Here is a 14876-nt window from a genome sequence, read left to right as displayed (position 1 = left end):
AGTTGAGGACTTTACCCAGAACCGTGCAACAAACCATACCTCACCTTGTTGCAGGGCAGGGTATGAGCGAGTCCTTTTCCTCACAGACAGGAGCCGGTATCTTTGCTTTGAGCATCACGGGATCTTATCAGCGTATCGAGAGATACAAGGATCGTAGAATCCGCCCATAATTGTTCAGATTCAGAGGCTGGCTTTGCACAGTCGCCTCTCATTAAAGCAGTCGTATTTTTTGTAGGAAGGACCCCCATGCGAGTCGCAATACTGGATGACGAGCCCGCCGAGTTGCGACGGGTGGAACAGACACTGCGACAGATTCCCAGCACTGCGGAACAGCCATGGTCGCTGCATTTCTTTGAGCGCGGCGAAGACCTGCTGCGCCAACTGCGGCGGGAAACCTTTGACCTGCTGATCCTGGACTGGCAACTGCCGGATATCTCGGGCATTGCCTTGTTGCGCTGGACCCGCGAACACATGGAATCGCCCCCCGCGGTCATCATGCTCACCAGTCGCGATGCCGAAAGCGATATCGTCACCGCATTGAACAGCGGCGCAGATGATTACGTCAGCAAACCCTTTCGCCCCAACGAGCTCAAAGCACGCGTCAGCGCCGTCCTGCGACGTCACGGCTTGCAGAAGTCGGCTACCCAGGAAGTACAGAGCTTTAATGATCTAACCTTCGACGATGCCGAACTGACCGTCACCCGCGCCGGCAAACCCATTAACCTGACAGAGCGGGAATACCGCCTGGCCAGTTGCCTGTTTGCCAACCTGGCCCGGCCGCTGTCTCGCGAGTACCTGTATGAGCGGTTTTGGAGCCATGAGGAAATGGTCTCGTCACGGCCTTTGGATACCCATATCTACCGTCTGCGTAACAAGCTCGGGCTGACGGCGGATCGCGGCTGGCAGCTGTTGACGATCTATGGATATGGGTATCGTTTGGAGAGTGTGGCGACAACGGCGCAAAGTTGAAATCTTGATGTTCCACGTGGAGCATTTTAAAACGCTTAACCATCACCCAATAAAAAAGGCCAACGCTAAGCGTTGGCCTTTTTGTTCAAGCAGGTTTACCTGATCAGAAATCCAGGTTAGACACCGCCAAGGCGTTGCTCTCGATGAAGTCACGACGAGGCTCGACCGCATCACCCATCAGGGTGTTGAAGATCTGGTCTGCGCCAATGGCGTCTTCGATGGTCACACGCAACATACGACGCTGAGCCGGGTCCATGGTGGTTTCCCACAGCTGATCCGGGTTCATCTCGCCAAGACCTTTGTATCGCTGGATGGTATGGCGCTTGGTGCTTTCAGCCATCAGCCAGTCCAGGGCTTCCTTGAACTCTTTGACCGCTTTCTTGCGCTCGCCACGCTGAATGTAAGCACCATCGTCCAGCAGGGTGCTCAGTTGCGCGCCGAGGGTGACGACCGTTTTGTAATCGTTGCTGCCGAAGAAGTCGCGGTTGAAGGTGACGTAGTTCGACAAACCGTGGGAGATCAGTTCGACCTCCGGCAGCCACACGTTACGTTCGCGGTCTTCGCGCAGGCTGGCTTTGTACACCAGGCCAGACTTCTCAACGGTACGCAGACGCACTTCGTACTGGGCCAGCCAATCCTGCATGGCGGCGTGATCGCCCAACTGCTCCAGGCTCACGGCCGGCAGGTAGATGAAGTGCTCGGTCAACTCCTGAGGATACAAGCGCGACAAACGCTTGAGCGTCTTCATGACCATACGGAAGTCGTTGACCAGACGCTCCAGCGCCTCACCGGAGATGCCCGGGGCTTCGTCGTTCAGGTGCAGGCTGGCATCTTCCAGGGCCGACTGCGTCATGTACTCTTCCATGGCGTCGTCGTCTTTGATGTATTGCTCTTGCTTGCCTTTTTTCACCTTGTACAACGGCGGCTGGGCAATGTAGATGTAGCCACGCTCGATCAGCTCTGGCAACTGACGGAAGAAGAACGTCAGGAGCAGGGTACGGATGTGCGAACCGTCGACGTCAGCATCGGTCATGATGATGATGTTGTGGTAACGCAGCTTGTCGATGTTGTACTCATCACGGCCAATACCGCAGCCGAGTGCAGTGATCAAGGTGCCGACTTCCTGAGAGGAAATCATCTTGTCGAAGCGCGCCTTCTCAACGTTGAGGATCTTGCCCTTCAACGGCAGGATGGCCTGGGTGCGACGGTTACGACCCTGCTTGGCGGAACCGCCAGCAGAGTCACCTTCCACCAGGTACAGTTCGGAGAGGGCAGGGTCCTTCTCCTGGCAGTCAGCCAGTTTGCCAGGCAAGCCGGCGATATCCAGCGCGCCTTTACGACGGGTCATCTCACGGGCTTTACGCGCGGCTTCACGGGCGCGGGCAGCATCGATCATCTTGCCGACAACCAGCTTGGCCTCGTTGGGGTTTTCCAACAGGAAGTCGGAGAAGTACTTGCCCATTTCCTGTTCAACCGCGGTCTTCACTTCGGAAGACACCAGCTTGTCTTTGGTCTGGGAGCTGAACTTCGGATCCGGAACCTTGACCGAGATAATCGCCGTCAGACCTTCACGAGCATCGTCACCGGTGGTGGCGACTTTATGCTTCTTCGCCAAACCTTCCGCTTCGATGTAGGTGTTCAGGTTACGCGTCAACGCAGAACGGAAACCCACCAGGTGAGTACCGCCATCGCGCTGGGGAATGTTGTTGGTGAAGCACAACAGGTTCTCGTTGAAGCTGTCGTTCCACTGCAGGGCGATTTCCACGCCGATGCCGTCTTCACGCTGGATGTTGAAGTGGAACACCTGGTTGACCGCAGTCTTGTTGGTGTTCAGGTATTCAACAAACGCACGCAGGCCGCCTTCGTACTTGAACAACTCTTCCTTGCCGCTGCGCTCATCCTTGAGGACGATGCCAACACCGGAGTTGAGGAAGGACAGTTCACGAATCCGCTTGGCCAGGATGTCCCAGCTGAAGTGGATGTTCTTGAAGGTCTCAGCCGATGGCTTGAAGTGGATCTGGGTACCGGTGGTTTCACTGTCACCAACGATTTTCATCGGTTCCTGTGGCACACCGTGGACGTAAGTCTGTTCCCAGATCTTGCCGCTACGGCGAACGGTGAGAATCAACTCTTCGGACAGAGCGTTCACTACCGACACACCTACACCGTGCAAACCGCCGGATACTTTATAGGAGTTGTCGTCGAATTTACCGCCGGCGTGGAGCACGGTCATGATGACCTCTGCCGCCGAAACGCCTTCTTCTTTGTGCACGTCTACCGGGATGCCACGACCGTTGTCACGCACGGTAATGGACTCATCCGGGTGGATGATAATGCTGATGTCGTCGCAGTGACCGGCCAGAGCTTCGTCGATGGAGTTATCGACCACCTCGAACACCATGTGGTGCAGACCGCTACCATCATCGGTGTCGCCAATGTACATACCGGGACGTTTGCGTACGGCATCCAAACCTTTCAGCACTTTAATGCTGGTCGAGTCGTACGTGTTTTCTTCGCTCATGCCTTCACTCCCGATGGTCGTGGGTCTGGGTGATACGGCCTTGTTCCACGTGGAACAAAGCGACTGGCGTTTCCGTCTGCCAGCCTTCCCTCAATAATTCGTGGTCTACACAGGTAATGAATACCTGGCAGCGTAAGTCTTCCAACAAGCGGCATAGCGAACGGCGGTGCTGCTCGTCGAGCTCCGACGGCAAGTCATCCACCAGATAAATACACTGACCGCGCCTTGCCTGGCTAACCAAGTGCCCTTGCGCAATACGCAGCGCACACACCACCAACTTCTGCTGGCCGCGGGACAAAATATCCGCAGCATTATGTGCACCTAATCTAAGGCGCAAATCAGCGCGTTGGGGGCCGGCCTGGGTGTGTCCGATTTGCTGATCCCGCTGCAGGGACGTCGCAAGCACAGCACTGAGCTCACGGTCTTTATCCCAACCTCGGTAGTAACTCAGCGTCAGCCCCTCGAGGTCCAACAACTCGCTCAAGGTCTGCTCAAAGACTGGTTTCAAGGCTTTGATATAGGCACGACGGTACTCATCTATTTCGTCGCTGGCCAGGCATAGCTCTCGGTCCCAGGCTGCTTGCGAAGCGGCGTCAAGTGTACCATGCCGCAGCCATGAGTTCCGCTGCCGCAGGGCCTTCTGCAGGCGCTGCCAAGTGGCCATGAAGCGGGGTTCCACGTGGAACACACCCCAGTCCAGAAATTGGCGGCGGATTTTCGGTGCACCTTCCAACAGACGGAAGCTGTCGGGGTTGATCAACTGCAACGGCAGAATTTCTGCCAGTTGTGCGGCACTGCGCGCATTTTGCCCGTCGATACGAATCTGAAACTCCCCGCCGCGATCGCGGGATATCCCCAGTGCACTCTGACCACCTTCCGCCAACTCGACTTGGCCAAACACTGTACACGCCAACTGTTCGTACTGAATCACCGGCAACAGGCGGGCACTGCGGAAGGAACGGGCCAGCCCCAACAAGTGGATAGCTTCCAGCACACTGGTTTTGCCACTGCCGTTGGCGCCATGGAGGATATTGATGCGGGGGGAAGGGGAGAAGGTCACCGGGTGCAGATTACGCACCGCGGTGACAGAGACGCGACTAAGGGACATCTAGCTTCTGCTGAGCATGATTACAGGCGCATCGGCATGACAACGTAAGCCGAGTCGTCGTTATCGGATTCTTGCACCAGGGCGCTGCTGTTGGAGTCCGACAGGATCAGGCGAACCTGTTCGGTAGTCATGACGCCCAGCACGTCCAACAGGTAGCTCACGTTAAAGCCGATTTCCAGAGAGCCGCCGTTGTAGTCGACGCCAACTTCTTCTTCTGCCTCTTCCTGCTCCGGGTTGTTGGCCTGGATTTTCAATTGCCCGTTGGCCAATTGCAGGCGAATACCACGGTACTTTTCGTTAGACAGAATCGCAGTACGGCTGAACGCTTCACGCAAGGCCTGGCGATCGCCAATCACCAGCTTGTCGCCACCTTTAGGCAACACACGCTCGTAATCCGGGAACTTGCCGTCAACCAATTTGGAGGTGAAGGTGAACTCACCAGTGGTCGCGCGGATATGGTGCTGACCCAACACGATGCTGACATTGCCGTCCGGCTCGGTGAGCAAGCGCGCCAACTCAAGGATACCTTTGCGCGGAACGATCACCTGGTGACGATCAGGCTGGCCGATATCGGCACGCATCGAGCACATCGCCAGACGGTGACCGTCAGTGGCAACCGCACGAATGATGCCTTCGGATACTTCCAGCAACATGCCGTTAAGGTAGTAGCGCACGTCCTGCTGGGCCATGGCGAAGCTGGTGCGCTCGATCAAGCGACGCAGCTTGCTTTGCTCCAGGCTGCACGTCAGCGAGCCTGGCCCTTCTTCCACGGTTGGGAAGTCATTGGCCGGCAAGGTCGACAGAGTGAACCGGCTACGGCCAGCCTTGACCACCAATTTTTGCTCATCGACCTTGATGTCAATCAGCGCATCGTTGGGCAGGCTTTTGCAGATGTCCATCAGCTTGCGCGCCGGCACAGTGATTTCGCCGGGTTCGGCGGGCTCTTCAAGCTGCACACGACCAACCAGCTCGACTTCCAGGTCGGTACCGGTCAAGGACAACTGCTGGCCTTCGACCACCAGTAATACGTTGGAGAGCACCGGCAAGGTCTGTCGGCGCTCGACGACGCCTGCGACCAGTTGCAGGGGTTTCAACAGGGCTTCGCGTTGAATGGTGAAATGCATGGTCTAGTCCCTTGCCTTAATAAGCTGCGCTGGTGTCATCACGTAGTCAGTGTACGCAGCAGGTTCTTGTAGTCCTCGCGAATATCCGCGTCGGATTCCTTAAGTTCGTTGATTTTGCGGCAGGCGTGCAAGACCGTGGTGTGGTCGCGACCGCCAAACACATCGCCGATTTCCGGCAGGCTGTGGTTGGTCAGCTCCTTGGAGAGAGCCATAGCCACCTGACGCGGGCGTGCAACCGAGCGCGAACGGCGCTTGGACAGCAGGTCGGAAATCTTGATCTTGTAGTACTCGGCCACGGTGCGCTGGATGTTATCCACACTCACCAACTTGTCCTGCAGGGCCAACAAGTCTTTCAGGGATTCGCGAATCAACTCGATGGTGATATCACGGCCCATGAAGTGCGAGTGAGCGATGACCCGCTTGAGCGCGCCCTCCAGCTCACGCACGTTGGAGCGAATGCGTTGGGCAATAAAGAAGGCAGCGTCGTGAGGCAGATCAACCTTTGCCTGATCGGCCTTCTTCATCAGGATCGCAACCCGGGTTTCCAGCTCCGGCGGTTCCACCGCAACGGTCAGGCCCCAGCCGAAACGCGACTTCAGGCGCTCTTCCAAGCCTTCAATTTCTTTCGGGTAACGGTCACTGGTCAAGATGACCTGCTGGCCACCTTCGAGCAGGGCGTTGAAGGTGTGGAAAAACTCTTCCTGGGAACGTTCCTTGCGAGCGAAGAACTGAATGTCATCGATCAGCAAAGCATCAACGGAGCGGTAGAAACGCTTGAACTCGTTGATCGCATTGAGCTGCAGGGCCTTGACCATGTCAGCCACGAAGCGCTCCGAATGCAGGTACACGACCTTGGCGTTCGGGTTCTTCTTTAGTAGGTGGTTACCTACGGCGTGCATCAAGTGCGTCTTACCCAAGCCAACGCCACCATAAAGGAAGAGCGGGTTGTAACCGTGCTTGGGGTTATCGGCGACTTGCCAGGCAGCTGCACGGGCCAGTTGGTTGGACTTGCCCTCGACGAAGTTCTCGAAGGTGAAGGTGCGGTTCAGATAACTGGTGTGCTTGAGCCCACCCTCAACCTGCACAGTGCGCTGTTCGGCACGAACGGGAGCCTGCTGGGAGCTGGCGCCTGCCATCGGATCGAAGCTGTCGCGAGACGGTTCTTCATGCTCTGGCGCATTTTTTTGCGCAGAGGATTTGGACGACGTTGCAGCAGGTGCAGTAGAAGCAGCAACCGGTGCCGCTGCCGCCTGGGCTTGCGATGCCGCTGCAGCCAAAGGCGCGTTCGGCGCAGCACGGGGTGCTGAGCTACGTTTGCTGCCTATTAATAAGGAGAGCACGGGCGCGAGGCCATTGCCATGTTCATCGAGCAATTCGAGAACGCGGCTCAGGTACTTCTCATTGACCCAGTCGAGAACAAAACGATTGGGTGCGTAGACACGCAACTCGTCGCCTTCGGCTTCGACCTGTAGCGGACGGATCCAGGTGTTGAATTGCTGGGCAGGCAGCTCATCGCGCAAAAGCTCAACGCACTGCTGCCAAAGTTCCACTGACACGGATATCCCCTAAGTTGAAAGCCGGTGAGGCAAAAACAGCCGCCATTGTAGCGACCAGCCGCCCACTTATCCACATGTAGGTTGCTCACAGGGCACCCAAAATCAATGTGTTAACCGCAGAAAAGGCGACCAATGGTCTGTGCATAAGCTCTGTGGATAAGCCACCCTGAGCTCGTTGCACAAGTGGGGGCAAAAGTCTGTGGGTAACCGGCCTGTGGATAACAACCCATTCCACGCACAGCTTATCCGATAGCGCAGCACAGGCAGAGCACTGCTTCTCCCCCGTGTTGTCATTCTCTGTACAGCGCGCAGAATAAGGGCTAAAGGCAGTTATCCACAGATGATCGCCTGGCTAGCTTTTATAAGCTTTACAGAAAAGCTTTAAATAACTTCCTTCTTTATTTTTATATCTATGGCATGGCGGATGAAAGCAGAACGGCTCGGAAGGCGGCAAAGATCTAATTGAAGGAAAAGCTGGTTGGAAATTGACCTAGAGGCTTGCTTTCTCTAGAATCGCCGGTCTCTTAAAACGGGGGCCATTCCGGCCCGTTGTGGACGAACCAGGTAACAACGCCATGAAACGTACTTTCCAACCAAGCACCATCAAACGCGCCCGTACTCACGGCTTCCGTGCTCGCATGGCTACCAAGAACGGCCGTGCTGTCCTGTCGCGTCGCCGCGCCAAAGGTCGTGCGCGTCTGGCAGTTTGATAATCCGGTACTGGTGGTGAGTCAGGACTTCAGTCGGGAAAAGCGTCTGCTTACCCCCCGGCATTTCAAGGCAGTCTTTGACTCCCCCACCGGCAAGGTTCCGGGGAAAAATCTCCTGCTCCTTGCGCGTAACAACGATCTTGATCACCCCCGTCTCGGGCTGGTGATTGGCAAGAAGAGCGTCAAGCTCTCCGTTGAGCGCAATCGCCTCAAGCGTCTGATGCGCGAATCGTTTCGCCTCCACCAGGACACTCTGGTTGGTTGGGATATTGTTATCGTCGCGCGCAAAGGCTTGGGTGATGTAGAAAACCCCGAATTGATTCAGCATTTCGGCAAGCTCTGGAAACGTTTGGCTCGTACCCACAAGCCAGCACCAGCAGTCAGCACCGAAACTGTAGGGGTAGACAGCCTTGATGCGTAAACTGGCAATCGTTCCGATCCAGTTTTATCGCTATGCCATTAGTCCTCTGATGGCCAGCCACTGTCGTTTCTACCCCAGTTGTTCCTGCTACGCGTTAGAGGCCATAGAAAATCATGGTCTTCTGCGCGGTGGCTGGCTGACCTTTCGTCGTTTAGGTCGCTGTCATCCGTGGAATCCCGGTGGTTATGACCCGGTTCCACCTATCCCTACCTCCCGTTCTTCTTCGATGGCCGAGTAATCATGGATATTAAACGCACAATCCTGATCGTCGCCCTGGCAATCGTGTCCTATGTCATGGTCCTTAAATGGAACCAGGACTACGGCCAGGCTGCCCTGCCGACTCAGAATGTTGCTACCAATCAGGCTGCGCCGGCTATTCCGGACACCCCGCTGGGTAACAATGCGTCCGCGAGTGCCGATGTTCCCAGCGCGAATGGCGAGACAAGTGCCCCGTTAGAAACGCCAGTGGTCACCAACAAAGACCTCATCCACGTGAAAACGGATGTGCTCGACCTGGCTATCGACCCACAAGGTGGTGATATTGCACAGCTGAAGCTGCCGCTTTATCCACGTCGCCAGGATCATCCGGATGTTCCGTTCCAGCTGTTCGATAACGGCGGTGAACGTACTTATCTGGCGCAAAGCGGCCTGACCGGCACCAATGGTCCGGATGCACGTGCTACCGGTCGTCCGGTTTATTCGACCGAGCAAAAGACTTATCAACTGGCAGACGGCCAGAACCAGTTGAACGTCGACCTGAAATTCAGCCTCGACGGCGTCAACTACATCAAGCGTTTTAGCTTTACCCGTGGTTTGTACGATCTGAAGGTCACTTACCTGATCGACAACACCAGCGACAAAGCCTGGAGCGGCAACCTGTTTGCCCAGCTCAAGCGTGACGCCAGTTCCGATCCGTCTTCCAGCACCGCCACCGGCACCGCGACTTACCTGGGCGCCGCCCTGTGGACAAGTAACGAGCCGTACAAAAAAGTGTCGATGAAAGATATCGACAAGGGCACGCTGAAAGAAACCGTCCAGGGTGGCTGGGTAGCGTGGCTGCAGCACTACTTCGTGACCGCCTGGATTCCGAACAAGGGTGACGCGAACCTGGTTCAAACCCGCAAGGACAGCCAGGGCAACTACATCATTGGGTTCACTGGCCCGGCGTTGACCGTCGCTCCAGGTGCCAAGGCTGAAACCAGCGCTACCCTGTACGCCGGTCCTAAAAGCCAGGCCGTATTGAAAGAGTTGTCCCCAGGTCTGGAATTGACTGTGGATTACGGCTTCCTGTGGTTCATTGCCCAGCCGATCTTCTGGCTGTTGCAACATATCCACAGCATCGTCGGCAACTGGGGCTGGTCGATCATCTTCCTGACCATGCTGATCAAGGGGATCTTCTTCCCACTGTCGGCAGCCAGCTACAAGTCGATGGCGCGTATGCGTGCCGTTGCCCCGAAACTGGCGGCACTGAAAGAACAACATGGCGATGACCGGCAGAAAATGTCGCAGGCCATGATGGAGCTGTACAAGAAAGAGAAGATCAACCCGCTGGGTGGATGCTTGCCTATTCTGGTACAGATGCCGGTGTTCCTGTCGCTGTACTGGGTACTGCTGGAAAGCGTGGAAATGCGCCAAGCGCCGTTCATGCTGTGGATAACTGACCTGTCGATCAAGGACCCGTTCTTTATCCTGCCGATCATCATGGGCGCGACCATGTTTATCCAGCAGCGTCTGAACCCAACCCCGCCGGATCCGATGCAGGCCAAGGTAATGAAAATGATGCCAATCATCTTCACCTTCTTCTTCCTGTGGTTCCCTGCTGGCTTGGTACTGTACTGGGTGGTCAACAACGTGTTGTCGATCTCTCAACAGTGGTACATCACACGTAAGATCGAAGCGGCTACCAAAAAAGCCGAGGCGTAATTTACTCTGTGGATAACCACTCAAGACGCCCCCTAGTGGGGCGTTTTGCTTTCCGTCACTTTTGTTCTGGAACCTGCTGATGAGCGCTCCTCGTGAAACCATCGCTGCTGTCGCCACCGCTCAGGGCCGAGGCGGAGTCGGTATCGTTCGAATTTCCGGCCCCTTGGCGGGCGTTGCGGCCATGGCAATCAGTGGCCGAGAGCTGAAACCCCGTTATGCCCATTACGGCCAGTTTCTGGATGCTGACCAAAGCGTATTGGACGAGGGCTTGGCGATCTATTTTCCGGGACCCAACTCTTTCACCGGTGAAGATGTCCTGGAATTACAGGGGCACGGTGGTCCTGTGGTCCTGGATATGCTCCTGCAGCGTTGCTTGCAACTGGGTTGCCGCTTGGCACGGCCTGGGGAATTCAGCGAACGGGCATTTCTGAACGACAAGCTCGATTTGGCCCAAGCCGAAGCGATTGCGGATTTGATCGAAGCCAGTTCTGCACAGGCTGCACGTAACGCTTTGCGCTCATTGCAGGGGGCTTTTTCCCTGCGTGTGCATAACTTGACCGAGCAATTGATCAGCCTGCGTATTTACGTCGAAGCGGCGATTGATTTTCCCGAAGAAGAAATCGACTTCCTCGCGGATGGCCATGTGTTGGCGATGTTGGATAAGGTCCGTGAGGAATTATCCACAGTCCTGCGTGAAGCCGGGCAGGGCGCGTTGCTACGCGATGGCATGACGGTGGTGATTGCCGGGCGGCCCAATGCCGGAAAATCCAGCCTGCTCAACGCCCTGGCAGGGCGCGAGGCGGCGATCGTCACCGAGATTGCCGGCACTACCCGGGATATCTTGCGCGAACATATCCACATCGACGGCATGCCGCTTCACGTCGTCGACACCGCCGGGCTGCGCGACACCGACGACCAGGTGGAAAAAATTGGTGTGGAACGCGCGCTCAAGGCTATCGGGGAAGCCGATCGTGTGTTGTTGGTCGTCGATGCCACGGCACCGGAAGCTGTGGATCCTTTTGCGCTGTGGCCAGAATTCCTCGAGCAACGACCTGACCCGGCCAAAGTCACCTTGATTCGTAACAAGGCCGACCTGACGGGTGAAGCGATTGCCCTGCAAACCAGTGAGGATGGCCATGTCACTATCAGCCTGAGCGCCAAAGCGGCAGGTGACGGCCTGGAATTGCTGCGTGAGCATCTCAAGGCCTGCATGGGCTATGAACAGACCTCGGAAAGCAGCTTCAGTGCACGTCGCAGGCATCTTGAGGCACTGCGCCATGCCAGTGCCGCCTTGGAGCACGGCCGGGCGCAGCTGACCTTGGCGGGTGCTGGGGAGCTGCTGGCTGAAGATTTACGTCAAGCACAGCAACTGCTGGGAGAAATTACCGGCGCGTTCAGCTCGGACGATTTGCTGGGCAGGATCTTCTCCAGCTTCTGCATCGGTAAATAGACCTTCGTTGTCCACAGACAGGCCATTCGCGCCTGTCTGTTCAGCCCGTTTCAGGGCAACCCAATCCATTTTTTGACTGACTCGCCGAGCAATCGGTGTTTTTCCGTGCGCGCTATTCGCCTCGGCTGGTACTTTTCTGTGGATTAAACCCTGTGAGTAACCGCGCCTGTGCCCAGTTGATAACAGGGCTTGAAACCTGAGTAAAAACCCGTCTGTGGATAACCATCACTTTAATCCACAGGCTTAAAGCACTTATCCAAGGGCCTCATTGGTACATGACCACAGACTTTTGAATCGCTGTACACATTGAATATAAAGGGCTGTAGAGATCTATCCACAGAAACGTTGCTCAGTAGAAATAAACATAAAAACAAAGATTTAATAAATTTCTCTCTTTTAATTTCTATTGTCTGTGATTCATCCACAGCTGGTTAAATTTTGTGCAAAGGGTTCTTTAGGAAGGGCGAAGTCCCTATACTTGCCGCCATAGCTCCAAAACTCTTTCAACAGACAATTCCTGATTACCTACATAAGCAGGCACGAGGTGCGTGGTGGATTTCCCTTCCCGTTTTGAAGTGATCGTCATCGGCGGCGGTCATGCCGGTACCGAGGCAGCACTGGCGTCAGCACGCATGGGCGTAAAAACCCTGTTGCTTACGCACAACGTGGAAACCCTCGGTGCCATGAGTTGCAACCCCGCTATTGGCGGGATTGGCAAAAGCCATCTGGTCAAGGAAATCGATGCCCTTGGCGGTGTAATGGCGATGGCCACCGACAAAGGTGGTATTCAATTTCGCGTGCTAAACAGCCGTAAAGGCCCGGCCGTAAGGGCTACCCGAGCCCAGGCCGACCGCATCCTGTACAAGGCAGCGGTGCGCGAAACCCTGGAAAACCAGCCGAACCTGTGGATATTTCAGCAGGCTGCCGATGACCTGATCGTCGAGCAGGACCAGGTACGCGGTGTCGTCACGCAAATGGGTCTGCGTTTTCACGCAGATTCGGTAGTACTGACCACAGGGACGTTCCTCGGCGGACTTATCCACATCGGTATGCAAAATTATTCCGGTGGTCGCGCTGGTGATCCGCCGTCGATTGCCCTGGCAAAACGTCTGCGTGAACTGCCGCTGCGCGTCGGCCGCTTGAAAACCGGTACCCCGCCACGCATTGACGGGCGCTCTGTGGATTTCTCGGTGATGACCGAGCAAGCCGGCGATACGCCGATCCCGGTGATGTCGTTCATGGGTTCCAAAGAACAGCACCCCAAACAGGTCAGTTGCTGGATTACCCACACCAACGCCCGTACCCACGAAATCATTGCCGCGAACCTTGATCGTTCGCCGATGTATTCCGGGGTAATCGAAGGCATTGGCCCGCGGTATTGCCCGTCGATCGAAGACAAGATCCACCGCTTTGCCGACAAGGAAAGCCACCAGGTCTTTATCGAACCCGAAGGCTTGACCACTCACGAGCTGTACCCCAACGGGATTTCCACCTCGCTGCCGTTCGATGTGCAGATCCAGATCGTGCAATCGATTCGCGGTATGGAAAATGCGCACATCGTGCGTCCCGGCTACGCCATTGAGTACGACTACTTCGACCCGCGTGATCTGAAATACAGCCTGGAAACCAAGGTGATCGGGGGGTTGTTCTTTGCTGGCCAAATCAACGGGACCACCGGTTACGAAGAAGCCGGCGCCCAAGGTTTGCTGGCCGGAACCAACGCGGCATTGCGTGCACAAGGCAAAGACAGCTGGTGCCCGCGTCGTGATGAAGCGTACATCGGCGTATTGGTCGATGACCTGATCACCCTGGGCACCCAGGAACCGTACCGCATGTTCACTTCCCGCGCGGAATACCGTCTGATCCTGCGCGAAGACAACGCCGATCTACGCCTGACTGAAAAAGGTCGCGAGTTGGGCTTGGTCGATGACGCGCGCTGGGCTGCCTTCTGCAAAAAACGTGAAAGCATTGCGCTTGAAGAGCAACGCCTGAAAAGTACCTGGGTTCGCCCAGGCACCGAGCAGGGCGACGCGATCGCGGAAAAATTCGGCACGCCGTTGACCCATGAGTACAACTTGCTCAACCTGCTTTCTCGTCCGGAAATCGACTACGCTGGTCTGGTTGAAGTGACAGGCCAGGGCGCAGAAGACCCACAAGTCGCCGAACAGGTGGAGATCAAGACCAAGTACGCCGGTTACATTGATCGCCAGCAGGACGAAATCGCTCGCCTGCGCGCCAGTGAAGATACCAAGTTACCTGTGGATATCGACTACACCGGGATTTCCGGGCTGTCGAAAGAAATTCAAAGCAAGCTGGGGATAACTCGGCCTGAAACACTCGGGCAGGCTTCACGTATCCCTGGCGTGACCCCAGCAGCTATTTCTCTGTTGATGATTCATTTGAAAAAACGCGGCGCGGGCCGTCAGTTGGAGCAAAGCGCTTGAGTTCGTTGGTCACCTCGCAACACGCCGAAGAGTTATCCACAGGGGCGCGCCAGTTGGGCGTAGCGTTGAACGAAGTCCAGCATGAGTTACTGCTGGGCTACCTGGCCTTGTTGATCAAATGGAACAAGGCCTACAACCTGACCGCAGTGCGTGATCCAGACGAAATGGTCTCGCGCCATCTGCTCGATAGTCTCAGTGTGATGCCGTTCATCGAAAACGGTCGCTGGCTGGATGTCGGCAGCGGCGGCGGGATGCCTGGTATTCCGCTGGCCATCCTGTTTCCCGAGTCGCAAGTGACCTGCCTGGACAGCAACGGCAAGAAAACCCGCTTCCTGACCCAGGTCAAACTCGAACTCAAGCTGGACAACCTGCACGTTATCCACAGTCGCGTCGAAGCCTTTACGCCTGAACAGCCTTTCCACGGAATTGTTTCCCGGGCGTTCAGCAGCATGGAGAACTTCAGCAACTGGACTCGCCATCTAGGCGATCGCGACACGCGCTGGCTGGCAATGAAGGGCGTCCATCCAAGCGACGAGCTGTTAGCATTGCCGGCAGACTTCCACCTCGATAGCGAACACGCCTTGGCCGTCCCCGGTTGCCAAGGCCAACGCCATCTGCTGATACTGCGCCGCACGGCATGATTGGGAACA

At 56.1% G+C, this 14876-nt stretch carries 12 protein-coding genes; 8 read left to right on the top strand and 4 right to left on the bottom strand.

Features of this window, described 5'->3' with window-relative positions:
* Window positions 1-246 precede the first annotated feature (246 nt).
* Window positions 247-969 carry a response regulator transcription factor gene (locus E3O56_RS02200; protein ID WP_005783372.1) on the top strand — a complete coding sequence of 241 codons (723 nt, stop codon included), beginning with the start codon at window positions 247-249 and terminating at the stop codon, window positions 967-969.
* A gap of 103 nt (window positions 970-1072) precedes the next feature.
* Here E3O56_RS02200 and gyrB read toward each other — a convergent pair whose 3' ends face one another.
* Genes gyrB through dnaA form a run of 4 tightly spaced genes read right to left on the bottom strand, consistent with a single transcriptional unit; the run spans window position 1073 to window position 7278 of the window.
* Window positions 1073-3490 (bottom strand): DNA topoisomerase (ATP-hydrolyzing) subunit B, encoded by a 2418-nt coding sequence (gene gyrB, locus E3O56_RS02195; protein ID WP_005783347.1) that lies wholly within the window; start codon window positions 3488-3490, stop codon window positions 1073-1075.
* Between the two features lie 4 nt (window positions 3491-3494).
* Window positions 3495-4598, bottom strand: a complete 1104-nt coding sequence (recF, locus tag E3O56_RS02190) for a DNA replication/repair protein RecF (protein ID WP_032878606.1) — start codon at window positions 4596-4598, stop codon at window positions 3495-3497.
* Window positions 4599-4618: 20 nt separating this feature from the next.
* Complete coding sequence (dnaN, locus tag E3O56_RS02185; RefSeq protein WP_005783345.1) at window positions 4619-5722, bottom strand: DNA polymerase III subunit beta; 1104 nt, start codon at window positions 5720-5722, stop codon at window positions 4619-4621.
* A 38-nt stretch (window positions 5723-5760) separates the two neighbouring features.
* Window positions 5761-7278, bottom strand: a complete 1518-nt coding sequence (gene dnaA, locus E3O56_RS02180) for a chromosomal replication initiator protein DnaA (protein ID WP_032878608.1) — start codon at window positions 7276-7278, stop codon at window positions 5761-5763.
* 575 nt (window positions 7279-7853) lie between these two features.
* Between dnaA and rpmH the strand changes: the two genes are divergently transcribed.
* The 7 genes from rpmH to rsmG all read left to right on the top strand — a co-directional run bounded on the left by rpmH (window position 7854) and on the right by rsmG (window position 14867).
* The gene (gene rpmH / locus E3O56_RS02175; protein WP_003213577.1) at window positions 7854-7988 is read left to right on the top strand and encodes a 50S ribosomal protein L34; all 135 of its coding nucleotides are present in this window, start codon (window positions 7854-7856) and stop codon (window positions 7986-7988) included.
* A 16-nt stretch (window positions 7989-8004) separates the two neighbouring features.
* Window positions 8005-8409, top strand: a complete 405-nt coding sequence (gene rnpA, locus E3O56_RS02170) for a ribonuclease P protein component (RefSeq protein WP_003177079.1) — start codon at window positions 8005-8007, stop codon at window positions 8407-8409.
* Entirely contained in the window at window positions 8402-8647 is a 246-nt protein-coding gene (yidD, locus tag E3O56_RS02165; RefSeq protein WP_019816912.1) for a membrane protein insertion efficiency factor YidD, read from the top strand. Before rnpA ends, yidD begins: the two co-directional genes overlap by 8 nt.
* A gap of 2 nt (window positions 8648-8649) precedes the next feature.
* Entirely contained in the window at window positions 8650-10332 is a 1683-nt protein-coding gene (gene yidC / locus E3O56_RS02160; RefSeq protein ID WP_005792609.1) for a membrane protein insertase YidC, read from the top strand.
* 79 nt (window positions 10333-10411) lie between these two features.
* Entirely contained in the window at window positions 10412-11782 is a 1371-nt protein-coding gene (gene mnmE / locus E3O56_RS02155; protein ID WP_032878611.1) for a tRNA uridine-5-carboxymethylaminomethyl(34) synthesis GTPase MnmE, read from the top strand.
* Between the two features lie 551 nt (window positions 11783-12333).
* Complete coding sequence (gene mnmG / locus E3O56_RS02150) at window positions 12334-14226, top strand: tRNA uridine-5-carboxymethylaminomethyl(34) synthesis enzyme MnmG (protein WP_005792607.1); 1893 nt, start codon at window positions 12334-12336, stop codon at window positions 14224-14226.
* Window positions 14223-14867: a 16S rRNA (guanine(527)-N(7))-methyltransferase RsmG gene (rsmG, locus tag E3O56_RS02145; RefSeq protein WP_248127742.1), complete on the top strand. Its 645-nt coding sequence runs from the start codon at window positions 14223-14225 to the stop codon at window positions 14865-14867. The genes mnmG and rsmG overlap by 4 nt, the downstream gene beginning before the upstream one ends.
* Window positions 14868-14876 lie beyond the last annotated feature (9 nt).

The sequence above is a fragment of the Pseudomonas sp. W2Aug9 genome, assembly GCF_023127755.1.
GTDB lineage: Bacteria > Pseudomonadota > Gammaproteobacteria > Pseudomonadales > Pseudomonadaceae > Aquipseudomonas > Aquipseudomonas synxantha_A.
Note: the sequence above shows the minus strand (reverse complement) of the source record. Positions and strands in the feature narration are given on the sequence as shown.